This is a genomic window from Kitasatospora sp. NPDC001683 (assembly GCF_053596495.1).
In genome coordinates this window covers 58356-82233 of sequence record NZ_JBSFGK010000036.1, presented here as the reverse complement: position 1 = coordinate 82233, position 23878 = coordinate 58356, and the positions used below count along the sequence as shown (strand labels likewise).

At 70.9% G+C, this 23878-nt stretch carries 27 protein-coding genes and 3 pseudogenes; 17 read left to right on the top strand and 13 right to left on the bottom strand.

Going from position 1 to position 23878, the window contains the following annotated elements; genetic code table 11:
* Nucleotides 1–469 (top strand): multicopper oxidase domain-containing protein (locus ACWCYO_RS20900; protein ID WP_449785054.1); only part of this gene is annotated, 469 nt, incomplete at its 5' end.
* A 183-nt stretch (nt 470–652) separates the two neighbouring features.
* Complete coding sequence (locus ACWCYO_RS20895; protein ID WP_449785053.1) at nt 653–1300, top strand: LamG domain-containing protein; 648 nt, start codon at nt 653–655, stop codon at nt 1298–1300.
* A 72-nt stretch (nt 1301–1372) separates the two neighbouring features.
* Here ACWCYO_RS20895 and ACWCYO_RS20890 read toward each other — a convergent pair whose 3' ends face one another.
* Nucleotides 1373–1945 carry a hypothetical protein gene (locus tag ACWCYO_RS20890; RefSeq protein ID WP_449785052.1) on the bottom strand — a complete coding sequence of 191 codons (573 nt, stop codon included), beginning with the start codon at nt 1943–1945 and terminating at the stop codon, nt 1373–1375.
* A gap of 371 nt (nt 1946–2316) precedes the next feature.
* On the bottom strand, nt 2317–2625 hold the full coding sequence (locus ACWCYO_RS20885) for a hypothetical protein (RefSeq protein ID WP_449785060.1): 309 nt from the start codon (nt 2623–2625) through the stop codon (nt 2317–2319).
* Between ACWCYO_RS20885 and ACWCYO_RS20880 the strand changes: the two genes are divergently transcribed.
* Nucleotides 2563–2871 (top strand): hypothetical protein, encoded by a 309-nt coding sequence (locus ACWCYO_RS20880; protein ID WP_449785051.1) that lies wholly within the window; start codon nt 2563–2565, stop codon nt 2869–2871. The genes ACWCYO_RS20885 and ACWCYO_RS20880 overlap by 63 nt on opposite strands.
* 41 nt (nt 2872–2912) lie before the next feature.
* On the top strand, nt 2913–3554 hold the full coding sequence (locus tag ACWCYO_RS20875) for a hypothetical protein (RefSeq protein ID WP_449785050.1): 642 nt from the start codon (nt 2913–2915) through the stop codon (nt 3552–3554).
* A gap of 161 nt (nt 3555–3715) precedes the next feature.
* On the opposite strand, the gene ACWCYO_RS20870 is transcribed toward ACWCYO_RS20875, so the two are convergent.
* Both ACWCYO_RS20870 and ACWCYO_RS20865 read right to left on the bottom strand, forming a co-directional pair.
* Entirely contained in the window at nt 3716–4087 is a 372-nt protein-coding gene (locus ACWCYO_RS20870; RefSeq protein ID WP_449785049.1) for a cupin domain-containing protein, read from the bottom strand.
* 82 nt (nt 4088–4169) lie between these two features.
* Complete coding sequence (locus ACWCYO_RS20865; protein WP_449785048.1) at nt 4170–4808, bottom strand: flavin reductase family protein; 639 nt, start codon at nt 4806–4808, stop codon at nt 4170–4172.
* A 682-nt stretch (nt 4809–5490) separates the two neighbouring features.
* On the opposite strand from ACWCYO_RS20865, the gene ACWCYO_RS20860 reads away from it, so the two are divergent.
* Together ACWCYO_RS20860 and ACWCYO_RS20855 are read left to right on the top strand one after the other, a co-directional pair.
* Nucleotides 5491–6345 (top strand): DAPG hydrolase family protein, encoded by an 855-nt coding sequence (locus tag ACWCYO_RS20860; protein ID WP_449785047.1) that lies wholly within the window; start codon nt 5491–5493, stop codon nt 6343–6345.
* 215 nt (nt 6346–6560) lie between these two features.
* Complete coding sequence (locus tag ACWCYO_RS20855; RefSeq protein ID WP_449785046.1) at nt 6561–7907, top strand: FAD-binding oxidoreductase; 1347 nt, start codon at nt 6561–6563, stop codon at nt 7905–7907.
* An 80-nt stretch (nt 7908–7987) separates the two neighbouring features.
* Here ACWCYO_RS20855 and ACWCYO_RS20850 read toward each other — a convergent pair.
* Nucleotides 7988–8491, bottom strand: a pseudogene (locus tag ACWCYO_RS20850) (IS630 family transposase); the annotation flags it as partial.
* Between the two features lie 144 nt (nt 8492–8635).
* Between ACWCYO_RS20850 and ACWCYO_RS20845 the strand changes: the two are divergent.
* On the top strand, nt 8636–8836 hold the full coding sequence (locus ACWCYO_RS20845) for a hypothetical protein (RefSeq protein WP_449785045.1): 201 nt from the start codon (nt 8636–8638) through the stop codon (nt 8834–8836).
* A 106-nt stretch (nt 8837–8942) separates the two neighbouring features.
* Nucleotides 8943–9188 carry a GNAT family N-acetyltransferase gene (locus tag ACWCYO_RS20840; RefSeq protein WP_449785059.1) on the top strand — a complete coding sequence of 82 codons (246 nt, stop codon included), beginning with the start codon at nt 8943–8945 and terminating at the stop codon, nt 9186–9188.
* Between the two features lie 93 nt (nt 9189–9281).
* Here ACWCYO_RS20840 and ACWCYO_RS20835 read toward each other — a convergent pair whose 3' ends face one another.
* Entirely contained in the window at nt 9282–10868 is a 1587-nt protein-coding gene (locus ACWCYO_RS20835; RefSeq protein ID WP_449785044.1) for a serine/threonine-protein kinase, read from the bottom strand.
* A 469-nt stretch (nt 10869–11337) separates the two neighbouring features.
* Here ACWCYO_RS20835 and ACWCYO_RS20830 point away from each other — a divergent pair.
* Together ACWCYO_RS20830 and ACWCYO_RS20825 are read left to right on the top strand one after the other, a co-directional pair.
* A pseudogene (locus tag ACWCYO_RS20830) lies at nt 11338–11529 on the top strand (transposase); the annotation flags it as partial.
* Between the two features lie 477 nt (nt 11530–12006).
* A pseudogene (locus tag ACWCYO_RS20825) lies at nt 12007–12393 on the top strand (ISAzo13-like element transposase-related protein); the annotation flags it as partial.
* 177 nt (nt 12394–12570) lie between these two features.
* On the opposite strand, the gene ACWCYO_RS20820 reads toward ACWCYO_RS20825, so the two are convergent.
* Nucleotides 12571–13074, bottom strand: a complete 504-nt coding sequence (locus ACWCYO_RS20820; RefSeq protein ID WP_449785043.1) for an allene oxide cyclase barrel-like domain-containing protein — start codon at nt 13072–13074, stop codon at nt 12571–12573.
* A 311-nt stretch (nt 13075–13385) separates the two neighbouring features.
* Between ACWCYO_RS20820 and ACWCYO_RS20815 the strand changes: the two genes are divergently transcribed.
* Nucleotides 13386–13691, top strand: coding sequence for a hypothetical protein (locus ACWCYO_RS20815; protein WP_449785042.1), 306 nt, complete (start codon nt 13386–13388; stop codon nt 13689–13691).
* A 470-nt stretch (nt 13692–14161) separates the two neighbouring features.
* Here the strand turns inward: ACWCYO_RS20815 and ACWCYO_RS20810 are convergent, their stop codons facing one another.
* The 3 genes from ACWCYO_RS20810 to ACWCYO_RS20800 form a co-directional block, all read right to left on the bottom strand.
* A complete protein-coding gene (locus tag ACWCYO_RS20810) occupies nt 14162–14560 on the bottom strand; it encodes an OsmC family protein (RefSeq protein ID WP_270150741.1) in 399 nt (132 codons plus the stop codon).
* A 121-nt stretch (nt 14561–14681) separates the two neighbouring features.
* Nucleotides 14682–15398: a helix-turn-helix domain-containing protein gene (locus tag ACWCYO_RS20805; protein WP_270140038.1), complete on the bottom strand. Its 717-nt coding sequence runs from the start codon at nt 15396–15398 to the stop codon at nt 14682–14684.
* Between the two features lie 14 nt (nt 15399–15412).
* Nucleotides 15413–16255: a universal stress protein gene (locus ACWCYO_RS20800; RefSeq protein ID WP_449785041.1), complete on the bottom strand. Its 843-nt coding sequence runs from the start codon at nt 16253–16255 to the stop codon at nt 15413–15415.
* Nucleotides 16256–16421: 166 nt separating this feature from the next.
* On the opposite strand from ACWCYO_RS20800, the gene ACWCYO_RS20795 reads away from it, so the two are divergent.
* The gene (locus ACWCYO_RS20795) at nt 16422–16676 is read left to right on the top strand and encodes a hypothetical protein (protein ID WP_449785040.1); all 255 of its coding nucleotides are present in this window, start codon (nt 16422–16424) and stop codon (nt 16674–16676) included.
* Nucleotides 16677–16885: 209 nt separating this feature from the next.
* On the opposite strand, the gene ACWCYO_RS20790 is transcribed toward ACWCYO_RS20795, so the two are convergent.
* The 3 genes from ACWCYO_RS20790 to ACWCYO_RS20780 all read right to left on the bottom strand — a co-directional run bounded on the left by ACWCYO_RS20790 (nt 16886) and on the right by ACWCYO_RS20780 (nt 18567).
* Entirely contained in the window at nt 16886–17209 is a 324-nt protein-coding gene (locus ACWCYO_RS20790) for a universal stress protein (RefSeq protein WP_449785039.1), read from the bottom strand.
* Nucleotides 17130–17666 carry a universal stress protein gene (locus ACWCYO_RS20785; RefSeq protein ID WP_449785038.1) on the bottom strand — a complete coding sequence of 179 codons (537 nt, stop codon included), beginning with the start codon at nt 17664–17666 and terminating at the stop codon, nt 17130–17132. Before ACWCYO_RS20785 ends, ACWCYO_RS20790 begins: the two co-directional genes overlap by 80 nt.
* 361 nt (nt 17667–18027) lie before the next feature.
* Nucleotides 18028–18567 carry a hydrogenase maturation protease gene (locus ACWCYO_RS20780; RefSeq protein ID WP_449785037.1) on the bottom strand — a complete coding sequence of 180 codons (540 nt, stop codon included), beginning with the start codon at nt 18565–18567 and terminating at the stop codon, nt 18028–18030.
* A 171-nt stretch (nt 18568–18738) separates the two neighbouring features.
* Between ACWCYO_RS20780 and ACWCYO_RS20775 the strand changes: the two genes are divergently transcribed.
* The 5 genes from ACWCYO_RS20775 to ACWCYO_RS20755 are packed head-to-tail and all read left to right on the top strand — an operon-like array spanning nt 18739 to nt 23314.
* Complete coding sequence (locus ACWCYO_RS20775) at nt 18739–19890, top strand: 4Fe-4S dicluster domain-containing protein (RefSeq protein WP_449785036.1); 1152 nt, start codon at nt 18739–18741, stop codon at nt 19888–19890.
* Nucleotides 19887–20348: a cyclic nucleotide-binding domain-containing protein gene (locus ACWCYO_RS20770; RefSeq protein ID WP_270140025.1), complete on the top strand. Its 462-nt coding sequence runs from the start codon at nt 19887–19889 to the stop codon at nt 20346–20348. Before ACWCYO_RS20775 ends, ACWCYO_RS20770 begins: the two co-directional genes overlap by 4 nt.
* The gene (locus tag ACWCYO_RS20765; protein ID WP_449785035.1) at nt 20345–21148 is read left to right on the top strand and encodes an FAD/NAD(P)-binding protein; all 804 of its coding nucleotides are present in this window, start codon (nt 20345–20347) and stop codon (nt 21146–21148) included. Before ACWCYO_RS20770 ends, ACWCYO_RS20765 begins: the two co-directional genes overlap by 4 nt.
* 1 nt (nt 21149) lies before the next feature.
* Nucleotides 21150–21938: an NADH-quinone oxidoreductase subunit B family protein gene (locus ACWCYO_RS20760; RefSeq protein WP_449785034.1), complete on the top strand. Its 789-nt coding sequence runs from the start codon at nt 21150–21152 to the stop codon at nt 21936–21938.
* Nucleotides 21935–23314: a Ni/Fe hydrogenase subunit alpha gene (locus tag ACWCYO_RS20755; RefSeq protein WP_449785033.1), complete on the top strand. Its 1380-nt coding sequence runs from the start codon at nt 21935–21937 to the stop codon at nt 23312–23314. The genes ACWCYO_RS20760 and ACWCYO_RS20755 overlap by 4 nt, the downstream gene beginning before the upstream one ends.
* Nucleotides 23315–23878: the final 564 nt, after the last annotated feature.

The following is a 23878-nucleotide window of genomic DNA, read 5'->3' as shown; positions in this document are numbered from 1 at the left end:
GCTGCAGTTCCGTGTCACGCGCCAGGCGAAGGACGACAGCGCGGTCCCGACCCGTCTCGCCGCCCCGGCCCAGCCGCTCGGGCGCGACCAGGCGGAGGCGGTGAGGCACTTCGACTTCCGCCGCACCGAGGCCGGCGACGATCAGGCGATGTGGACGATCAACGGCCGCCCGTTCACCACCACCGACACCTGGGCCACCCCGCGCCTGGACACCGTCGAACTCTGGCGCCTGAGCAGCGACTTCCACCACCCCGTCCACCTGCACCTCGCCCAGTTCCAGGTCCTCACGCGTGGCGGCAAACCACGGGCCGCCACGGATGCGGGCTGGAAGGACACCGTCGACGTCCGCCCCTACGAGGTGGTCGAGGTCCTGGTCCGCTTCCGCGGGTACCGGGGCCGGTACATGCTGCACTGCCACAACCTCGAACACGAGGACATGGCGATGATGGCGAACTTCGACGTCGTCTAACCCGCCCGCCGCCGCCCGGCCGCCGAACCGGCCCACAGCCGCCGCAGCAGATCGGCGGGCCTGGCCAAGCTGACCAGGCTCCACCAGGAGACCGGTGGCACCTCGCCCTCGGCTTGAGGGGCTCCGTCATCAGGTCAGGAACGCGCGAGGCTTTGTGCTTCGGTGTGCTTCTGCCTCGGGTTGGTGGGACAGCTGGCGGTCCCTGTCGACAGCGTCCGCCCGGCCGGCAACCTGACGCTCAACGGCGGCGCCACCACTGCGGCCGACCCCGGCCAGGGCGGCACGCTCACGCTGAACGGCAGCTCGGCCTACGCCGCCACCACCGGCCCGATGGTCAACACCGGTGCCAGCTACACCGTCTCGGCCTGGGTCAAGCTGTCCGACCTGAAGAACAACTCCACCTTCGTCTCCCAGTCGGGAACCGACGCCAACGGCCTTCAGCTCTACTACTCCAACTGGGCGCACGCCTTCGCGATCGGCCACGCACACGCGGACGACACCACCGGCACCTTCACCAGCGCCTACGGACCGGGCGACGGCCCCCTGAGCCCCAAGGTGAACACCTGGTACCACCTGGTCGGGGTGTACGACGCCGACCACCAGCAACTGCGGCTGTACGTCAACGGGACGGCCGCCGGCACCGCCGACTACGCCGGAACCGTCTGGAACGCCACCGGACCGCTGCAGCTCGGCCGCCGCCTCTACCAGGGCACCTACGGCGAGTGCGCGGCCGGCCGGATCAGCGACGTGCAACTCTTCGGCCAGGCGCTCTCTCCTGCCGGGGTGACATCGCTCGACAAGGCCCAACCGGTGCCGACCCAGCTCAGCTGATTCCCCCTTCACATCGGCTCGCCCGTTCCGGAACCCCCGGTACAGGCGGGCCGCTCTCTTTTTCCTTGGGCCTCACGTGTTCATCGACTCCCGCGCAAAGGCGCGGGCAGTAGGACTTCCGGTACGACCTGTTCCAGTCCGGCTCCAGGCGCCACAGCTCGTCCAGCTTGGCGGGTCCGGGCCCGCCTTCTCGGTCAGCTGCAACTTCGAGCCGGTCTTCCCGCCGATCGAGCCCCGGCACGTCCAACACGGGCGCAGCTGCGCGTTGGCCGCGCGGGCCGCCCTCCAACCGCATCTGGGCCTTGGCCTCCTCCTCCTGCCGCTGGCGGTGCTTCTCGTGGCAGGGCCAGCAGCGGCCGCCCGGTTCGGGGCCCGGCCGCAGTCAGCGCAGGCCAAGGTCCGCATCAGCTCACGGTGAGCCCGGCGGGCCTTCTTCTCCCTCTCCTTCTGGCGCTGGTCGTAGACGGCGCGGTTGTCCGGGTTGTCCAGCGCGTCGAGCAGGGAGTGCCGGTCGCGGCGGCCGAAGCGCCACCACACCGGCCCGAGCGGCCCGTGCTCGGTCAGCAGGTCCAGCGTGGTCGCGATGACCGGTACGGCGTCGTCGTACTCGCGCCAGCCGTCCCCGTCGTTGTCGTCCCGGGGCACCGTGCGCCACTGCCCGCGCCAGCACTCCGCCGACAGGTCCGCGACGGCCTCCTGCCGGTTGGCCAGGGCGACCGGTCCGGCATCGATGACGACCAGGGCGACGGGCGGGTGCCCGGCGCGGGTGTGGCGGGGCCAGGTCCGGCGCCACCAGTGCGCCGTCCGGCCGGCCGGCTCCTCGTCGGCCGTTGTCGGACCTCGGTGCCGAACAGCTCGCGGTACCGGGGGAACTTCGCGGCGACGTCGGCCGGAGCCGTGGTGGAGCGGTCGACCTCGACCATCAGCACTGGCACCCCGATCTCCGGAGCCTGCCACACCGCATCTCGCCGCACCTTGCGCCGGCCGCCCGGCAGCAGGAACTCCACCTCGGTCGATCAGGACCGCACCGTGCCCACCCCGCCCGCGGCCCCCGGCGCGCTGCCGCCGAGGACGAACGCGGCGATCGTCTCGTTGACCGCCATCGCGTGCTGAGCAGCGGAGGCGCCCGGCACCCCGGGCCGTGGAGCCATCCCCGAGCGGGACAGGCCGAGCACCTGCCAGGTCGCCTCCAGCCCCGCGGCGCCCTCCAGCCGCCACGTCTTGTGCCGGTCCTCGGTGTTCCCGTCGGAAGCGACCACGCCGTGCGACGCGAGATCGCCGAGCGCCTGCCGGATCGCCCTGTTCGACGCCGCCCCCGGGCGCAGCAGGCGCTGGAGCTGGTCGGCGGTGGCGACCTCGAGGACGCCGAGCGCGCCGAGGACATCGGCCCGCAGCGCGGTGGTCGAACCGTTCGGGTTCGCAGACCCGCGTCGGACCGCGATCCGTCCCAGCCGGGACGGCTGCGGCTGCGATGGATCGACGGCGTCGGCCTGGTCGTCGCTACCGTCGGGCTGGACAAGGCTCTGACGGGTGCTCGCGGACGTCTCCCGGTGGTCGTGGTCGCGCGGTGATCGGGGAAGCGGTGGAGGCGGACATGCGGCAGACTCCCCGGGTGATCGTTTTGCAGCCCGTCCTCGAGGTCTACGCCCAGGACAACTTCACCCTCTGGCCTGTCGCCGAGTCCGAGGCGTACTGTCTTCTGCCGCTCAGCAGCGCGCTCGGCCCGGCCGAGGTCGGCACGGCCGTGATGCGTATCGCCGAGTGCAACGACATCGATCCCGAGGTCGACGGCCGCCCGCCGCGGCCCGCCGACCCGCTCGGAGCGTTCCTCCACGGACTGCTCACCATGGACGGCACCTACGCCTCCGGCGGTCTACAGGTCACCGACACCGCCACCGGCACCACCCTGCTGCCAGGCTGCTGCAGCGGGCTGGCAGAGTGGCGCAGTTGGCTTGAGGTCGTCGACGGCAACGGCCGGGCCTCCTTCGGCCACACCCCCACCCCGCTCGCGGAACGCCACGGTTACTGGGTGCGATTGACCGTCGACGCCGAGGAGGACGACAGCCCGGCGATCGAGCTGCCCGTCACCGAGCTGCGCCGTCTGCTCGCCGCCGCGGAGCGCGACCTGGCCGACTTCCTCGCGCTGGCCGCGGCCTGGGCCGCCCGAAACCTGCCCGACCACGCCGCCCCCGTCACCGCCGCCCTCGCTGCGGCCCTGGACATGCCCGCGCCGGCCGTGCGGTCGAAGCCGTAGCAACCTCCCCAGATACCTCAACGTCAACCGGGTCCACCTCGCGCTGGCCGACTCGGCGCTTCGCGGACGCGGCCTTCCGAGGAATCAGACCTCCTCGACCTGGGCGTTCTCGGCCCCGAACTTCTCGTCGGGCGGTTCGAATGCCCAGAGGGTGCCGTCGGCTACCCGGCTAGCATCGAGATCTCCGGTTCCTGGCCGACCTCCAGGAGGAAAAAGGCCAGGAACGTGGCGCCCTCATCGGTGGCGTCGAATCGGACCGGAACGCCCTCGGGCTCGTAGAACGGGTCGCCCGGCTTGAGCAGTGACTCTGGCTCTCCCTCGACCTGGAGGATCACTGAGCCCTCCAGGACGCTGCCGAAGACCGGGCCGTTGTGCACGTGGTAGCCGGCAGCGAACCCGGGGGCGAGGCTGATCCTGCGGGCCTCCACCCGGCTCGTCGCCTTGGCTTTCAGGAGCGCTGTGTCCATCAGCACCACGCGAGAGATCGGTGACTGCTCGACGCTGGTCGCACCTGAGGTGTTGTCATTCTTCATGGGTATATCCTGGCAGGTTGTCAGAACGTGATCGACTTTTCCCAGCAGGGCTGCGGAGGGGGCGCATGGTCCACGCATCAGCTCACACGGCTTCTGGCTGGAGCTGGTGAGGCATGTTCCAGCCTGCGGCGAGCCTCGACGGATGAACATTGTGCCCACCGCCGAAAAACTCGCAGAACTTCATGATCAGTGGGTCCCAGCCGAGCGGGTCCACGTGGTGCGTCCCCGGGATGACCAGTTCCTCCGCGACGTGGGCGCGAAGGACCTCGACCTGGAAGGCGGTGGCGTGAGTGGCGGGGGAGCCGAGGGGGTGGGACGAGACGAGACGGCACTCGAGCTGGATCGGGCATTCCGCGACCCGGGGCGCCCGGACCAGCTCCGATGCCTGCTCGGTCAGCTGCGCGGCCGCGAACTTGTCCGGCTCGTACCGGTAGCCCTGCTTGGCCTTGAAGTCCGGCACGGCTGCCTTCCCGGTGGTGAGCGCGATGCGGTCCACAGCATCGACCATCGCCGAGGAGGGCAGGTTGAGCACGCATTCGCCTTCACGGAGCAGGTTCGCGGTCGTCTGGCTGCTGTTGCCGAGACCGAGCATGCAGGTCTGGCCCAGCCACCATGCCGAGGACATCGGCGCGAGGTTCGCGGTGCCGTCCTCGTTGCGTGAGCTGATCAACACCACCGGAGTGCCGAAGTACAGCACCTTGAGGCCGGGAACGACGTGCATTGGTTCACCCTTCGCAGAATATGAGTCGCGTGGACTCGCGATCAGGAGCGCGAGCCGCGTCAGCGACTCTGCCCGAGGTGGGCGGACGCTGCTGGCCGCAATCGGACGTCGCGTTCGGGAGACTTGGGACGCGCTTCGTGCTGCCCGTTTGTCTGCCCAGGTCGGACGAAACCCCTAAACGCGTCTGCACCACCAGCACGGTGTTGTGCAGTGGCCCACAGACCCAACCGGACTGCCTGAACCGACTCGAGCCGTCCCCAGTCCGTGGAGCAGGCTGGCCGGCTGCCAGCCGGTGCGCTCCTCAATGAGTGATGTACATCGTGAAGTTGCAGGTCGCGGGCCTGGTGTGCGCGGGTATCGACGTGCTACCGCTGGTCGGCGGCTGTTGTCCGCGGTGAAGACGCTGGCGGTGAGCACAGCAAGGTCACTCGAACGGCTTACAGCGCTGACCTCCGGCGAGGAGCGGGTCGACCGATCTGCGTAAGATCGCAGAGAGCACAGACCCACTGAACTCGATCGCCGACAGGCTCCGGGGCCGGCAGCGGACAGGGCGTCGGCTACTTCCGCCTCCACACCTCCGGGAACGGTTCGGAGGGGACGAGGGCGGTGTCCGCCGGCCGGCCGCCCAGGTTTGGGACGGCCACCGTGACGGGCCGGTGCCTTGGGTCGAGGGAGGTGCCGTATGGCTGAGGCGAAGGAACCGCGTCCAGATCCCACGAGGCGGCCCCACCTGGGCATGCGGGCCGGCGAACTCGACGGCAAATGGTATGCGAAGTACTGGAATCCGGTGATGGCGCCGTTGCCGGGGCACGTCCGGGATGCGATCACCCTCGGCCCGCAGGCACCCCCGCTGTGTCTGAGCCTTGATGACGCGGGGAGGCTGAGCGACGCCGGCTACCAGGAGTTCGAGAACGGGTACAGCCTCCTGGACGACGGTTCCATGTACGTCGCCGCGCTGACCCGCATGCCAGGGGCTTCCCCGGCCATGGTGGACTGGTGGTTCGGGTGGCACGCCACCGAGACCCAGCGGTACAAGCTGTGGTACCCACGTGCCCACCTGTACGCGCAATGGCACGGAGACGCGGTGGACCGCAGCACTCCGTACCGTGCGAGGTACCTCAGCGGCACGTCCTTCGTCGACGAGTACGTCGGAAACGTGCTGGGCCGGCTCGCCATTCGCTTCGTCCATCCCGGCAGACTCGGATTCGACGAGGACGGGCTTGCGCCGGACGAGGCGACCGCGATCTGCGCGACGGTCGGGATGTCACAGGTCCCGCTCGACTGGGGCTGGTTGGTCCACTACGTGCGCCGGGTCAGGGACGGCGCTGAAATGCGTTCCCGCTTCTGGATGGGCGGCGGCCACGTCGCCACCCGCGCAGGAGCCCGCCTCGGGAGCGAGCTCGAAGCGGCTGCCGAAGGTGTGAGGCGCCTGGGAGAAGGCCAGGCCCGCGCCATGGTCGTGCACTGCTCTCAGGAGATGAACCACCTCGCCTCGTTCCTGCCCGCCCTGTTCGAGGAGTACGAGCGCAGGAGATAGGCGGCCCAGCACGGAGGGATTCGGCCGCACTCGCACAGCCGCCGTCCCGAAGTCGCCGAGGCCGCTCACCGGCAGGGCATGGTCGACCCCTCGGTACCGCTGCCTGACCCACTACTCCCAGGACGTGGTGCCGGTGCGCGGAGGAAGTCCGGGAGACAGCTGCGGGGCGTGGCATTCCTTCGGTGGACGAGCCGCGCCGCACGGAGGGAGAAGGCATGGCGACCCAGATCGAGGGCAGGGTGCTGCGGCGGGGTGAGTACCGCTACGAGATGCACCGCCGCGAGGCGTGCTGGCACGCCGGGGTGCCGAACCGCTATCCCGAGGTGATCGTCCTGGCGAACAACGAGGACGATGTCGTCGCAGCGGTGCGACTCGCCAGAGAGGAACGCCGGCAGATCGCGGTGCGTTCCGGTGGGCACAGCTGGTCCGGTTCGCACCTGCGCGACGGCACGGTACTGATCGACCTCTCGAACCTGCGGCACGTGACGCTCGACAGGGAGACGATGACCGGCACCGCCCAACCCGGCATCAAGGGATCAGAGCTCAACACGATGCTGGCGAAGGCGGGCCTCTTCTTTCCCACGGGGCATTGCACCGGTGTCTCCATCGGCGGCTACCTGCTGCAGGGCGGCTTCGCCTGGGCCGGACGGGACTACGGTCCGGCCTGCATGTCGGTCACCGGCATCGACGTGGTCACGGCGGCCGGCGAGCGGATCCACGCCGACGAGACACAGCACGCCGACCTGTTCTGGGCGGCCCGCGGCGCAGGTCCCGGCTTCTTCGCCGTGGTGACCGGATTCTCCGTCAAGCTGTACCCGCGCAGGCCGGTCACGATGAACAGCGGCTACTTCTGGCCCGCCTCGGCAGCCCCGGACGTGTACCGCTTCGTGCACGAGATCGGCCGTCAGACGCCGACGGAGATCAACCTCATGTGCCACCGCGACCCGCTGACCGAAGGCGAACCGCTCATCGCCCTCAACGCGACGGCCTTCACCGACGCCGAGGAGGAAGCCAGGGAGCAGCTGTCGATCTATGAGTCCTGCCCCGCACGCGCTCGGGTGCTCGGGACCCGGCTCAACGTAGTCACGGACACCACGATTCTGAGTCGGGTCGGCACCGATCCGCACTACGACGAGACCAAGCGCTATCTCGCCGACAACATGTGGACCCACGCCTCCTTCGACGACCTGTGGCCCAACTTCGAGGATATGCTGGGGACTTGGCCACCGGCTCCGTCGCACATGGTGGTGTTCAACTGGGGAGGATACGCGGGGGAGCCCGAACGCCCGTCGATGGCGTACTCGGTGGAAGACGAGTTGTACTACGGCCTGTACGCGGCCTGGGCCGATCGGGCAGACGACCCGAGGTACACGCGTTGGGTGACCGACCACATGCGAGCGTGGGAACCGTATGCCAGCGGCATGCAGCTGGCTGACGAGAACCTGGTCAACCGCCCGTACCGGTTCGTGACGGACGAGAACCTCCGACGGCTCGACGACATCCGCGCCCGGTGGGATCCCGACGAGGTGTTCGTCTCCTGGCTCGGCCGACCAGAGCCGTAGAGCCAGCTTCGCGGCTCACATTGCCCTGGCGGGCGTCCGCTTGGTCTAGTGTCTTGCGTCGCAGATCCCGAGGGTAATTTCTACTCTGCTGGGGGGTCTGGCGGGTTGATCTTGGTGAGGTAGTCCGCGAGGGACTTGAGGATCTCGTCCGTGGTCTTGGTCCAGGTGAACGGTCTGGGGTCCTCGTTCCAGGTGTCGATCCACGCCTTGATGTCGTCTTCCAGGGCCTTGACGGAGGTGTGGACGCCGCGGCGGATGAGCTTGTCGCTCAGCAGGCCGAACCAGCGCTCGACCTGGTTGATCCAGGAGGAGCCGGTCGGTGTGAAGTGGACGTGGAAGCGCGGGTGCCTGGCCAGCCACGTCCTGATCTCGGATGTGTTGTGCGTGGCGTAGTTGTCGCACACCAGATGCACGTCGAGCTCGCGGGGCACGGCCTTGTCTATCGTGACCAGGAACTTCTTGAACTCGATGGCGCGGTGGCGGCGGTGCAGTTCGCCGATGACGGTGCCGTCGGCGATGTTGAACGCGGCGAACAGACTGGTGATGCCGGGCCGCAGATAGTCGTGGGTACGGCGCTTGGGAACTGTCCCCGGGCGACCGTGGCCTCGCGGTCCAGGTCGAGGCCGGGCTGCGTGAGGCCGTCGGCCCGCCGGACGCCCAGGAGGTGCTGCCGGAGAAGGACCGGCTGGAACACCTGCGGGAAGTCGTCGCAGTCCTCGCAATCGCCCTTGCCCGCACCCACGGCCACCTGGCCTGGTTCCTCTCCGGCGCCGTCACCGTGCTCGAACCCCGTCCTGCGCTGGCGCGCCCTGCTCGCCGAAGACGACCACGCCTTCGGCACCGTCCCCCCGGCCCTGGAGCAGTACACCGAAGCCGAGAACGCCGTCCGCCGTCTCCAGGCCACCCTCGCCCGCATCACCGCCGGCTGACCTCCGGCAGAGCGCCGACCGTTCGCGCCAGGGCGGCCGGCCCGCTGGCTTTGCTTCCGCACCGGACGGTAGACCACCACGCCGTTTCCGCCCACCGCCTACAGCTCTGACCGCCGACGGCACGGAGGTCGGCATGCTCCACGTCGAGCACCGGCCGACGGAGATCTACCTGGCGCGGATCGAGCTCCACCCCGACCACCAGGGACGCGGCATCGGCAGCCGGCTCATCCGCAGCCTCCTGCACCAGGCCCGCCAGCAGGGCCGGGACCTCCCTGGACGTCCTCGTCGTCAACCAGCGGGCCCAGGCCCCCTACCGGCGACTGGGCCTGCACGAAGTCACTCGTCACGGTGAGAACGACAACAAGATCAGGATGTCCACCGAGCCGCCCCAGCCTGGCCCGATCCACAGACCTTGACAACGGCTCCCGTCCCATCACAGGGCCCGTCAACCGAACTTCAGCGAGTTGTTGACGTTCTCGTAGACCGCGTAGTCGGCCTTCTGGCCGTCCGCCTGCTGCTTGTAGTACCCGCGGACGTTCACGGCGAGGTGGAGGACATGGCCCTCGTGGATCATGTACTGCTCGATGGCCTTGTCATTGGGGCTGGAGGCGATGCACGGGTACTGCTCCTCCGCCTTGGCCGAGTAGTCGTACTCGATGACCGAGGCGTTCACCCCGCCGCCGTGCAGCATCGACTGCGGGTCGTGGACGGGCGTCGTGAAGAACGGGTCCGGCACGTCGCTGTCACCGCAGTTCGACGGCTTGCTGTGATCGGCCTTCATGGTGTCGAGCCGCTTCTGCGCGTACGCCCGGGCGTCCTGGGTGCTCTTGCCCTCGTCGCGCAGGTCGATCTGGATGCGTCCGTCAGGACTCGCCCAGGCGGCGTCGTCACTGCCGATGGAGGCCACGTAGTCCTGCGGCACCGCGACGGCGAAACCCAGCGACGCCACCTGCTGCGCCTTGTAGCCGGCGGGGATGCTCGCCGGGCTCGGGGCGCCGGCGGGCCACAGGGCCCAGGCCGTGGCCCCGGCGATGACGGCAACGGCCACGCCCAGGGCGACTGCCGTGCGCCGCCTGGTGGCGGTGACGGCTTCGCCGGCCGCGCGCAGCCGTAGGGTCAGCGCGGCCGGGAGCAGGGCCGTCGCGGCCGGCGTGTCGAGCACGGTCGGCACCGGTTGTGTGGACTGCGCGGTTGCCGCCGCCCCGGCCAGCAGCAGCTGGGTCTGGGCGGCGTTCGGCCGCCGGGCGGGGTCGCGCTCCAGCAGCGACATGATCGGCACGGTGAGTGCTCCGGTGCGGCGTGGTTGGGGCACGGGATCGGTGAGGATGGCCGCGAGGGTGCTCTGGGAGTGCTGCCTGCGGTAAGGATGGACGCCTTCCACGGCCTCGTACAGGAGCACGCCGAGCGCCCACAGGTCGGCGGCCGGGCCGGGGCGCTGGCCGGCGGCGCGTTCGGGGGAGAGGTAGGGGATGGAGCCGACCACGACGCCTGTTCGGGTCAGGTCGGTGCCACCGTCGATCTGCGCGATCCCGAAGTCGGTGAGGACCGTCTCGCCCGTGCGGGCCCGCATGATGTTGGCCGGCTTGATGTCCCGGTGCACCACCCCGGCGGCGTGGACCGCGGCCAGTGCGGCCGCGATCTGGCAGCCGATCTCAGCTGCCTCGGGGACGCTGAGCGTGCCGGTGGCCAGGATCGCCTCCAGGCTCTCGCCCTCGATCAGCTCCATCACCAGCCAGGGGCGGCCGTCCACGCTCTCGATGTCGTACATGCGCACGATATTCGGGTGCCGAAGGGCAGCGGCGGCTTGCGCCTCGCGCTCCATCCGCCGCAAGCGCTCCTCGCGCTCCTGGTCATCGATGCCGTCGGGCAGCACCGGTTCCTTGAGCGCCACCTGGCGGCGCATCCGTTCATCGGTGGCCCGCCACACCGTGCCCATGCCGCCTTGGCCGAGGCGTTCGAGCAGCCGATAGCGGCCGTTGATGAGCATGCCCGTCGCACCGGTGCCGGCCGCCGCTTCCCCTGGATCCGTCATGACGCACATCTTGGCGCAGCCCGCGCACGCGGCCAATCCCCGGAAAGGCAGCCGACTGGCGGTTGCAGCCCTGGTCGGCTCCGTGCGGTCGGCGTCCGGATACATCGCCGCGCCATCCGCGCGGGAAACGCCGTGTACGACATCCGCGAGGGCGGGCGCTGTCCGCGCGGGGCTACCCGGATCGGGCTGATGGCCGCCCGCGACCGGGGGGCTTGCACGGCCGAGCGCCACACGGGGCCGTCGCCGCCCGCAGTGCCGACCGCCGGCGCGACGCCCGGGAAGTCCTCAAGGTCCTCGTTCGCCGCCACGCCCGCTAAGCCTTGACCTCGGAGAGACCGGGCCCGGGTACGGACATCCACCAGGATGTCCGTACCCGGGCATCTTTTGGTCGTGCGGCGCCGGCTGCCTGCAAGCGAGGTGAAGTCAACACCGTTGCGTTTGGCCGGTCGACGGTTGGTCAAGTCACCATATGCCGGGAACCCTGGCGGCTGATCACCAGCCTGCTGGCCACGAGCGCTACCCGGCCACGGAGTTGATCGAGCTCTACCACCACAGGTGGCAGGTGGAGACCACCTATTTCTCGATCAAGGCCACCATGCTCGACTGCCGGGTCCTGCGCTCTCGCAGCATCCCGGGCCTGGACCAGGAGGTCTACGCACTGCTGACGGTCTACCAGACCCTGATCCGCGCGGCCGACGACGCCGTGACCACGGAACCGGCACTGACCATGGAACGCATCAGCTTCACCGTCCTGCTGCAAGCCGCCGCCGACCAGGTCACCACCGCCACCGGCATCCGCAACCCGGAACCGGTGGTCCTCGTGGGAGCGATCGGCCGGGCCGTCCTGGACGACCCGCTGCCCGCAACACACCGCCAGCGCGTGAAGGCCCGCAGCCGCAAGAACCCGACGAGCAAGTACGGACCGAACGCCGGCAAGCACCCCCAGCAAGCGCAGACCTACACCTTCAACATCACCATCCAGGTCATGGAAGACGGACTTGCGCCCCCGTCGCCATCACTAAACGCAACGGTGTTGGGACTGAAGGTCCCCCAAGGCCGGGTAGTTAGGGCTTGCCGGAGAACGAGCCGTCGCTTCCTCTCGGTGACTCGTTGTTGTGGTACGGGGAGACCGGAGGGGATCGAGGCGGCCCTGGCCGCGAAGTTCGAGTCGCTGCTGCCGCACCTGGATGAACGGCAGCGCCGTCTGGCGATAGGAGCGGAGGCGCGGTCGCTGGGCCATGGCGGGATCAGGCTCGTGGCCCGCGCGGCTGGGGCACGGGAAGGCACTGTGTCGCGCGGGGTGGCTGAACTGGAGTCGGGTCAGGCACGGTTGGGGCGGGTACGCCGAAGCGGCGGAGGCCGCAAACGGGCGGCGGACCTGGACCCGGGACTGTGGCCAGCCCTGCTGGGTCTGGTAGAGCCGGACGAGCGGGGCGACCCGATGCCGCCGCTGCGGTGGACCACGAAGTCGACCCGGCGCCTGGCCGCCGAGCTGACCCGGCAGGGCCATCGGGTCTCGGCGGACAGGCGATCTACGGTCCGACCGTCTACACCTGGACCCTCGGGCAGGGGATCGAGCACGGCTACCTCGCCGACTACCGGGTCCTGGTCCCAGTGGTGACCGACGAGGACCTGCGGGATCTACTGTCGGCGGGGCCGACTTCCCGTGCGTGGCCGGCGGGTGGCGGCCCAGCCTGCGGGATCAGCGCTGGATCTCGGCCCGCGCCCTCTCGTTGGGCGTGCCGATGTCCCAGAACCGGACGGTGCCGCGCGCGGTGGCGTAGGAGCCGGTGCCGCCCGTGATGGCCATGTCGAGCGGGGCGCTCGACCCCTTCGTCCAGAGCGACTGCAGCGTCAGGGAGCCGCCCTCGACCTCCATGGTGATCAGGCACTGGGCCGTGATCACACCGCCGTCGATCTGGACGACCTGACACGATCCGCCCCCGTGTCCGAGGCTGCGGCCGTCCTTGACGGTGGTGCCGGAGTAGACGTCCAGGTCGCCCAGACTCGGCCCCGCCGGGCCGAGATCCACCGCCTGGTACTGGTCGTTCTGAACCATGAGGTCGAGGATCTCGACGTTGCCCTTTCGCGGGGTGCCGGCGTCCGCGTTGCCCACGGCCACGAGTCCGATCGCGGCTGTGGCCAACGAGGCGGCGAGGAACCTCTTGACCGTCACGTACCTGCTGCTGTTTCCGTTGGTGACCATGGTGGATCTCCCCTCGCTGTGACCTGGTGTGCGAACTCCCTCGACGTTATGACGTGCGGATCGGCCGTTTCCAAGACCAATCTCGTTATCGCCCCATGCTCCCGCGGTCATGATCGACGCGCGCCTTGCGCCGCGTACCGAGCGCGGACGCGGGTCCACCGTCAGACGAGCAGCGCCTCGAGCTCCGGTAGTCGGCCGAACAGGTCGGGGAGGCCGTGCACGCCGTTGTGCACGGACTCGTGCGACAGCGCGAGGTCAGGGCCGGTGTTCGCCTCGACGCCGGCGAGGCACCGGAGGATGTTCCACCTCCTGTGCCCCAGCCAGCCGCCGCCGTGGCGGTGAACGAGCGGGTGGTGGCGGTGACCGCCGCCCTGGACCGCACCGCCCGGGTCTGGGACGTGGCCACGGGACGGCAGATCGACGGTGCGCTGCACGGGCACACCGCGCAGGTGTCGGACGTGGCGACCGCGACCGTGGACGGACGTCCGGTCGCCGTCACCGCCGGAGTGGACCACACCGTGCGCACCTGGGACCTCGGTGGAGCCGGTGGCAGACACCGGCCCGTCTTCGGCGGCCGTGACGGAGCAGTGCTCGCTGTGACGACGACCACCCTGTAAGGCAGGCCGGTCGTCGTCACAGCCGGTGCGGACAAGACGGTGCGCACCTGGGACCTGGCCTCCGCCCAGGAGATCGGCCAGAGCCTCGCCGGGCAGACCGGCAGGATCCTGTCCCGTTGCTGCGCGTCGCACCCATGGCGACCACCCCACCTGTGATTGAGCTACACAAAAGCAATTCGCACCTGCACAAGCACTCTCTGTGCTCGGCAGGACCATGGTCAGCGTACGTCCGGGCCGTCACGCCTTTTCCATGACGACCGAAAACCCCCTCGACAGACCCCGCGTCCTCACCACCACCCTCGTCGCCACGCCCAAGGGCGCGGCGACCTGCCGACGCATCGCCAGGCTTCAACTCACCTGCTGGCGGCTGGACTCCACGTACACCGAGCCCTTCCACTCCGCGCTCCTCATCGTCACGGATACGGGTTGCGGTACTTCCGTCGTCGGGGAGTGGGCCCGGCCGACGGGGGTCAGGTGGCGGTCTCCCGCAGGGCGCTGTGGGAGACGGGGACGAGCAGGTCGAAGAGCCGTTGGAAGACGTCGCGCAGCGGGTCGTCGACAGTGAGGATGCCGACCAAGTCGGCGGTGACGTGGAGGCCGTCGCGGCTGAGGCGGTGCCGGTCGAGGTAGCTGCCGGCGTAGTGGGCTGTGCAGGAGGCGAGCGCGGAGGCGCACAGCTCGACCGGAGTTGGCGCGGCGTCGCTGCCGCCGGCCCGGACGGGCTGGTCGACCACCAACGCGTGTGACCGGATGTCGACGGCGTACAGGTCACCGGCGACCGGATCTACGTCGATCCGCCCGGGGCGCAGGGCGTGGGGGCGTTCGAAGGCGGCGGCGAGGCTGTGCCTGGAACCCTCGTGCGACGGCATCCTGCTCACGGCCCTCGGTGCGCACGACCGCGACGCCCGCATGCCCGATGCGCAGCTTCACCGGCCGGACGGAGCCCTTTCCGAGCATGGGCACCGGTATTGGGGGCCGACGCCCGCTCCGTCATTCGGCCTCCGCGTATCCGGAGTCCACGATCGGGGGACCCTCGGGGCGGATGATGCGGCCAGTGATCCCCGTGGGCCGGATGCGGACCCAGGTGTCCCGGTCGCCGCCCGCCCAGGGGTGGGGATCGGCGTGCTGCTCGAACCAGTGCACGACGTCCTCGTCGGAGACGATCGCGGCGGTGCCGTTCACGAGGACGCTCCAGCCGGTGGCGAACACCTCGTCGAGCTGGTCGACTTCGAAGGCGACCTCGTGGCCGGTGGCCTCGGCGAGGTCGCTGTCCGCGGTGGTGCGGTAGAGGATGGTGGCGTCGAGCACACGGTAGTTGACGGGCAGGGCCACCAGGCCGTGCGGTGTCGTGAGCAACACCCGGCCGACGCCGCCCGGGGCGAGCTTGGCCCAGCAGGTGGCCGGGTCCAGTTCCTCCAGCAGCACGCGGGCGTTGGCCCTGGCCCGCCCGGACGGTACGTCGTGGCCGCCGCCGAGCAGGCAGCCGACCGTGGTGTCGAGCGCGTCGGCGAGCCGGGTGAGGGGGTCGACGCCGACCGGGACGGCGTGCGTCTCCAGGTACGCGACGAACCCCGCGTCCAGGCCGCCCCGCTCCGCCGTCTGCGCCCGGGTGAGACCCAGTTGCGTACGGCGGTGGGCGATCCGGCGTCCGAGGTCGCCGGGGTCGGCCGGGCGGGTGGACGCTCGGCCCTCGTTCGTAGTCTTCATGATGACCTCCGTGTTCAGGCCGGGGTGCTGTTCGGGACGATTACCATCGGGACCGTGCAGCGGTGTACCAGCGCGCGGCCGGTGGAGCCGAACAGCAGGCCGCGGACGCCGCCGAGGCCCCGGCTGCCGATGACCAGGCAGCGGGCGCGGGTCGCAACGGCCGCCAGCATCGGGGCCTCGCGCCGGACCCGGACGCCCGGGTACTTCTCCTGCCACCCGGCCAGCGACTCCGACAGGTCCATCATGGACTCCTCAATCAGGCTGGGCCGGTCGGCTTCGGCGCGGCGCCCGACTTCCACGGCCTGCACGTCGGCCCCGGCGAGCGCGGCCTCCTCGAAGGCGAAGGCGATCGCGGCCCGGGAGGCTTCCGAGCCGTCCACCCCGAGCACGACGGCGCCAGGCCCGGAGAGGCCCTCGGGCGGCTCGGGGACGAGCGTGATCGGGCAGTGCAGGTGGCCGACCAGGGACGCGCCCTTGGAGCCGATCGGCAGTGCCGAGCGCGCCTCGGTGAGCCGGCGAATGCCGAGCACCAGCTGCGCGGCCTCGTCGGCGGCCTCGCGCAGCACCCGGACCGGCCGGCACTCGGCAAGCCTGGGCGTGATCGCCAGGCCGCGGTGCCGCTCGGCGGCCAGCAGCCGGGCGGTGTCCAGCAGCGCGTCGCCGGCGGCCCGGAGGCCGATCGCCCAGCGTCCCGAATCCTCCGCGGGCTCGCCGGTCGGCCACTCCTGGGCGTGCAGCAGGTGCAGCGGCAGACCCCGCCACGCGGCCTCGTCCGCCGCCCAGCGCACGGCCCAGCGGCTCGCCTCGGAGCGGTCGATGCCCACGATCACGGGGCGGCGGGTTTCGAAGCCGTTCATTGCGGACCCCCTTCGGCCCCGGCGCCGGCCCCGGTCGACGCCGTCACCGGCTCTGCGCGGCACCTTGACCACCTTCAGCGTCCGCGTCGTAGCACCCGGCCGGGAGGGCCGGTCGGGCCCGACCCGCAGGCCGGTGGGCCCCGAAGGCCGTCTGGCCCACCGGCCCATGCGAAACGGCACCGTCACCGTCCGCGAGGACGACGACCCGCCGCCGCGCTACGCCTTCCTCGGCGTGCGGCCCTGCGACCTGCGCGCGGTCGCCGTCCAGGGCTGGGTGCTGACCGGTGGCGCGTACGCCGATTCCGTGTACGGGCTGCGGCGTGCCAGCGCGTTCCCGGTCGTGGCCGAGTGCACCGAGTTCTGCGGGCGGGGGGCTGCGCGCAGGTTCGGAAGGCCTTGCTGTGGGCGGCGCGGGGGATGATCGTCGGCGAAGTGGGCGGCGTGTCGTGACAGCGGCCGTGAACTGCATGGCCGTTGACAGTGTCGCTCGTTGTTCGCCAGGTGCCGGTCGGTGACCGCCACTGCTGTCCCCCACGTAGCGGCCTCCGGTACGGGATGCGCGGGCGGCTGCGCCGGATCACCGTTCCCGGCGGCACGGCGGAGCCTGCCGGTACCAGGCCGGGGCGGCGGCTACGAGGGTGGTGCGTGTCGGGGCCGCGGGCGTACGACTGCGACGGGGCAGATGCCGTAGTGGAGGAGGCCGTGGCTGACCGAGCCGAGGGCCAGGCCGTGGAAGCCGCCCTTGCCGCGCGAGCCGACCACGGCGAGGTCCGCCCGGCCGGAGGCACGGACGAGTTCGGCGACCGGTTTCCCGCGCACCAGGTTCGTCTCGACCTCGACGCCGGGATACCGATGCCGGAGGGGTGCGAGCTGGTCATCGAGCTGGCGTCGATGCTCGGCTTCCACCGTGTCCGGAGAGGGCCCGGCCTCGGACGGTTCCGGCGTGGTGGGCATGCTCCAAGCCCAGAGCATGGACCCGGTCGCCGCGCAGGGACGCCTCCTCGAAGGCGAACTCCACAGCGGCGGTTGAGCGCTCGGAACCGTCGGTGCCGACGAGGACCCGCCCGTGACCGGTGGTGATCGAGCCGACCACGACCACCGGGCCGGCGGCGTGGCCGGCGACCTGCAGGCTGACGGAGCCCATCAGCAGATTGCCCAGCCCTCCCTCGCCGCGGGCACCGAGCACCATGCAGCGCGCCCGCTCGGACGCGTCGCGGAGCACCTCGGCCAGGATCTCCGCGCCACGGCGACTGAGGCCCTGGGAACGCCCCGGGGGGAAGAAGGGGAAGTCGGCCTCCCAGCCCGGACGCACGTCCGCGATCAGCAACGGAGACCCGCGCCGCGCCGCGTCGCTCGCGGCCCACACCAGAGCACGCAGACTCCGCTCGGAGCCGTCCACTCCCACCACCACGGGACAACCATCACTCCTCCTGCCCCCCGGACATCCGCTCCCGGCAGGGCCGCGCTCCACGGATGCAGGAGCACCCCGGCAGCCGCGAACGCGCACCCACGACGACAGCAGGTACACACCCCATGCGGGAAACCGATTTCGCCACCCCCTCCAGGCTCCGCCTCGGGGGCGCCGACACAGCCTGCCACAGGAGAGCGAACACCGACCCCGTCACCTCTTGGCCCTTCGCGTGCCGCGCTGCGGCGAGCCGAGCCGGAGTCTGACTCCCGCCGGGTTAACGCCAGTGGCCGCCGACCACGCCGCTGCCTGTCCTCGAACGGGAAGGCTCGCGTGCTCACACCGGCCACCTCCTAATGAGGTGTCAGGGATGGAAAGAAGCGGCCTGCGTCCCGTCTCGTAGTGGGCTGCGGCCAGGACCGCCGCACGACGTGATCTCTTCCGCGATCCGTTCGGTGAGCGGTTCGACAGCGGCTGCGACCGGTGCCGACAGTCCGGTGCCCAGGCTGCTGTCGGCTCCCTCGACGGCGTAGACGATGAGCCGTCCCGGTAGGCGGTCCAGCTCGCGGGCGAGTTCGACGGCTTCGCCGAGTCCGAGCCCGTGGGAACTCGTCGCGCCGCCGGACGGGCACAACCGTTCACTGTCCAGGTCCAGGCGGTGTACCCGACCGGGATGTCCGGGGTGAGCGTGCGCGGCGTCCACCACGATGGCGAGGTCGGCGGCCTCCCACAGGGTGATCAGCCGGGCGGGGTCGCCGTCGCACACCAGAAGGGCGGTCCCGATGGGAAGCGGCCGCTGCTCGGCTCGTTCCGCCAGCCGGGCCACGACCGCCCAGCCCACCCCGTCGTCGTGGCGGAACTCGTTCCCGACACCGATGACCGTGATCCGCATGGCGAGGTTCATGCGCTTCGCCCTTCCCGCCCGTCCGGTCCGCCAGTCGTACCGAGCCCCTGCGGGATCCGTACGGGGTAAGGACACCGCCAGCTGGACCACGCCGGGCCGTTCGGCCCGTGCCCGGCAGCAGGTCCGCGCACATACTGGCCGGGACGCGTCACCGGTACCGGGAGGTTGACGATGGCGGACGACGACGGCGCCACTGCGGTGATCGACAAGGACGGGGTGGACGCGCTGATCGCGGTCCTCGCCGGCCGTGGCCGCACGGTCGTGGGGCCGACGGTCCGAGACGGGGCGATCGTGCTGGCCGAGCTGTCCGGCGGCAGTGACCTTCCCTACGGTTGGGGGGTCGAGCTGGAGGCCGGCACGTACCGGCTGCGGGCCCGTGAGGACGGCGCCGCGTTCGCGCACAGCGCGGGCCCGCAGTCCTGGAAGACGTTCCTGCACCCGCCGAGGGCGCGGCAGTGGACCGCCGACCGCGGCGCCGACCGCGAGCTGGTGGTGACCGAGGACCGGACGCCGCCGCCGTCGTACGCGTTCCTCGGGGTGCGCCCCTGCGACCTGCGGGCCATCGCGGTGCAGGACCGGGTGCTGACCGGCGGGATGTACACCGATCCGGCGTACCGGGGACGCCGTGAGCGGGCCTTCCTGGTCGCGGTGGAGTGCACCGAACCGGGCGCCACCTGCTTCTGCGTGTCCATGGGCACCGGACCGGCCGTGGGGCCCGGCTACGACCTGGCGCTGACCGAGGTGCTCGACGCCGAAGGCCACCGCTTCCTCGTGCGGACCGGCAGCGAAGAGGGCGAGTCGGTCCTGGTCGAGCTGCCACGACGGGCCGCTGACGCCGCCACCCGAACCGCTGCCCGCGAGCGGGTCGCCGACGCGGCGGACCGGATGGGGCGCACCATGCCGCCGGTGGACCTGCAGATCCTGATGCGCGAGACGCTGCACGCCGAGCGGTGGGACGACGTCGCGGCCCGCTGCCTCACCTGCGGCAACTGCACGATGGTCTGCCCGACCTGCTTCTGCACCACGGCCGAGGACGTCACCGACCTGACGGGCGATCACGCCGAGCGGTGGCGGCGCTGGGAGTCCTGCTTCGACCGGGACTTCTCGCACCTTCAGGCGGGCCCGGTCCGCGACTCCTCACGCAGCCGCTACCGGCAGTGGGCCACCCACAAGCTCGGCACCTGGTTCGACCAGTTCGGCAGCTCCGGGTGCGTCGGCTGCGGGCGCTGCATCGTGTGGTGCCCGGTCGGCATCGACATCACCGAGGAGGCCCACGCGCTGAACCGTGAACGGGACGACGACCAGACGGAGGGCTCGCGGTGACCGTCGTCCGCCACGGCTTTCTCGGCGCCCTGTCACCCGGTCACCGCGACCGGCTGGTCGCGTTCGCCCGAGACGTCTCCTTCGCCGGCGGCACTCGCATCTTCGAGGAGGACGGCGTCGCCGACCGGTTCTGGATCATCCGCTCCGGTCTTGTCGCGCTCGACGTCCACGTCCCAGGGCGGCGCGCGGCCGTCGTGGAGACCCTCGGCAAGGGCGATCTGCTGGGCTGGTCCTGGCTGTTCGAGCCGTACCGCTGGCACCTCGGCGCGCAGACCCGCAGTGCGGTGCTGGCGTCCGAGTTCGACGCGGAGCGGGTGCGCGCCGCGTGCGAGGAGGATCCAGTGTTCGGCCTGGCGGTGACCCACTGCGTCGCACAGGTGATAGCCCGACGCCTGAAGTCCACCCGCACCCGCCTGCTCGACCTGTACGGGCCGGCCGACGGCGGTGAAACGGGATGACGGTTCCCGTGCCGTACCGGGTGACGGGACGCGAGGCCGAGACGCCCGACACCACCACCGTCGTCCTGGAACCGGTCCAGACGGCCTTGCAGCCCTTCACGCCCGGGCAGTTCGCAATGGTGTACGCGTTCGGCGTCGGCGACATCCCGCTGTCCGTCTGCGCGATCGACGGGCACCGGCTGACGCACACCGTCCGCACGGTCGGGGCGATCTCCGGTGCGCTGCACGCTCTGCGGCCCGGTGAGACGGTCGGCGTGCGCGGCCCGTTCGGCACCGGCTGGGAGTTGTCCGCCGCCGCCGGGCTCGACCTGCTGGTGGTGGCCGGAGGCATCGGTCTGGCGCCGCTGCGCCCGCTCGTGCGCGACGCGCTCGCCGCACCCGAGCGGTACGGACGGCTGAACGTCCTCATCGGCGCACGCGAGCCCGGTGATCTGCTCTACTCCGAGGAGGTGCGCGGCTGGCAGGCGGCCGCCCGGGTCCTGACCACCGTGGACCGCCCCGACGCGCAGTGGCAGGGCGAGGTCGGCGTCGTCACGACCCTGCTCGACCGGGCGGCCTTCGACCCGCAGACGGCGGCGGCGTTCATCTGCGGCCCCGAGCCGATGATCCGGGCCACTGCCGGCGAGCTGGTGCACCGCGGCGTCGACCCGGACCGCGTCAGGGTGTCACTGGAACGGAACATGCACTGTGCCACCGCCCACTGCGGGCACTGCCAGCTCGGCCCCCTCCTGCTCTGCCGCGACGGCCCGGTCGTCACCTGGACTCAAGCCCAATCCCTCCTCATGGTCAGGGAGTTGTGACATGCCGTCAGTTACCCGACCGCGCCCGAGACTCGCTGTGTGGAAGTTCGCCTCCTGCGACGGCTGCCAACTCACCCTGCTCGACTGCGAGGACGAACTCCTCGCCATCTCCGAGAAAGTGGAGATCTCCCACTTCCTGGAGGCCTCCAGCGCGACCGCGCCCGGCCCGTACGACCTGTCGCTGGTCGAGGGATCGGTGACCACACAGCAGGACGTCGACCGGATCCAGCACGTCCGCGCCGTCTCCCGGCGCCTGGTGACCATCGGCGCCTGCGCGACCGCCGGCGGCGTACAGGCGCTGCGCAACTACGCGGACGTCGCCGAGTTCCAGGCCGTCGTCTACGCCCGACCGGACTACATCGAGACGCTCGCCACCTCCACACCGATCCAAGCCCACGTTCCCGTCGACTTCGAACTGCGCGGCTGCCCCATCGACCGCGGCCAGCTCGTGGAGGTCATCACCGCCTACCTGGCCGGGCGAAACCCGGACGTGCCCCGGCACAGCGTCTGCTTCGAGTGCAAGCAGCGCGGCACGACCTGCGTCACGGTGGCCCACGGCACACCCTGTCTCGGCCCGGTCACCCACGCCGGGTGCGGCGCGCTCTGCCCCGCGTACGGCCGCGGCTGCTACGGCTGCTTCGGCCCGTCCAACTCGACCAACTTCCCCTCCTTCATCCCCCTGCTGCGCCGCGACGGGATGGACACCCTCGACATCGTGCGGGTGCTGCGCACCTTCAACACCGCAGCCCCCGAATTCGACGCGGTCTCCCGGAAGGAACTCGGACAGTGACCCACCGTGGCTCCAGAGTGCTGCACGTCGGATCGCTCGCCCGTGTCGAGGGCGAGACCGCGCTGTACCTGCGCCTGGACAGCGGTGAGGTTGCCGAGGCGCGGCTGGCGATCTACGAACCTCCGCGCTTCTTCGAGGCGTTCCTGTGCGGACGCTCCTACGCCGAGCCGCCCGACATCACCTCCCGCGTCTGCGGGATCTGCCCGGTCGCCTACCAGCTGAGCGCCTGCCGAGCCGTGGAGGACGCCTGTGACATCGTCGTGGACGGTCAACTGGCAGCCCTGCGGAGGCTGTTGTACTGCGGCGAGTGGATCGAGAGCCAGACGTTGCACATCCACCTCCTGCACGCGCCCGACTTCCTCGGCTGCGACAGCGCGATCGATCTGGCCCGCACCCGGCGCGCCGACGTCGAACGCGGCCTCAGGCTCAAGCAGGCCGGCAACGCGATCATGGAGCTGCTCGGCGGTCGGGCGATCCACCCGATCAACGTCCGCCTCGGCGGCTTCCACCGCCTCCCCACCACGACCGAACTCCGCCCGCTGGCCGAGCGGTTGCGCCGGGCCCGCGATGACGCGCAGGAAACGGTGCGCTGGGTGGCCGGCTTCGAGTTCCCCGACGCCGGCTGCGACAACGACCTGCTCGCCCTGGCCGAGCCCGGCACCTACGCCATCGAGTCCGGCACCCCGACCGTCATGCCCGCACCGACCACCGCCGGCCTTCCCCCCGGATCCGACCGCGCGCTGCCCACCCGCACTTTCGGGGTGCACGCGTTCGGCGGCCACGTCGTCGAGAGCCAGGTGCCGCACTCCACCGCCCTGCACTCCCTGCTGGACGGGCGCCGCCACCTGACCGGCTCACTCGCCCGCTACGCCGTCAGCGGCCGCTGGCTCTCCCCGATCGCCCTGCAGGCCGCTCAGGACGCCGGACTCGGCGACCCCCGGCAGGGCACCGTCTGCCGCAACCCGTTCCGCAGCATCGTCGTCCGAGCGGTCGAGGTGCTCTACGCGGTCGACGAGGCGCTGCGGATCATCGAGGCCTACGAACCCGCACCGCGTCCGTACCTGGACGTGCCCGCGCGAGCCGGGACCGGTCACGGTGCGACCGAGGCGCCGCGGGGTCTGCTGTATCACCGCTATGCCCTCGACGCCGACGGTACCGTCACCGACGCCGCCCTGGTCCCGCCGACCGCGCAGAACCAGGGCGCGATAGAGGAGGATCTGCGCCGCATCGTCCAGGAACGCCTGCGGGACGGTGACCCCACCGACGCCGAGCTGACAGCCCTGTGCGAACGGGCGATCCGCAACCACGACCCGTGCATCTCATGCTCGGCCCACTTCCTCGACCTCGCCGTCGAGCGGACCGGAAACAGCTTCTGACGCGCCCACGCCGGGTAGGGTCTGCTCCGCCCAGACGATCTTGGCGTCCGCGGGGTGCCGGGTTTCCCGGCGCCGGTGAGCTGGGAGATCAGGAGGCCGTGCCCGCCCTCATCGCCTGTGCGCGGGTGACGGACGTGCGAGGCGGTGCTGCTGTCGTCGCTGACGTCGCAGATCAGCGTCCGGTCCCGGATCAGGCGCAGCCTGATCGGCCCGATGCCGTAGCGGATGGCGTTGGTGACCAGCTCGCTGACGACCAGCTTGGTGGTGAAGTCCAGCTCCTGCAGGCCCAGGTCGCCAGCTGGCGGTCCACCAGAGTGCGGGCGGTGGACACGATGGCGGGGTCGCTCGGGAGGGTTCAGGAGGCCACCCGATCGGCGCTCAGGGCGTGCGTGCGGGCCAGCAGGAGGATGACACCATCCTTCGGATGGGCGGTCAGCTGCCCGCAGATCACGGCGTCGCAGGTGTCCTGCACGGCGGCCTCGGGGTGGGCCAGAAGCCGCTGCAGCCGGAGCAGGCGCCCCAGTACCGCCGGCGATCACCGGGGCGGCCGCCTTCAACCACCGC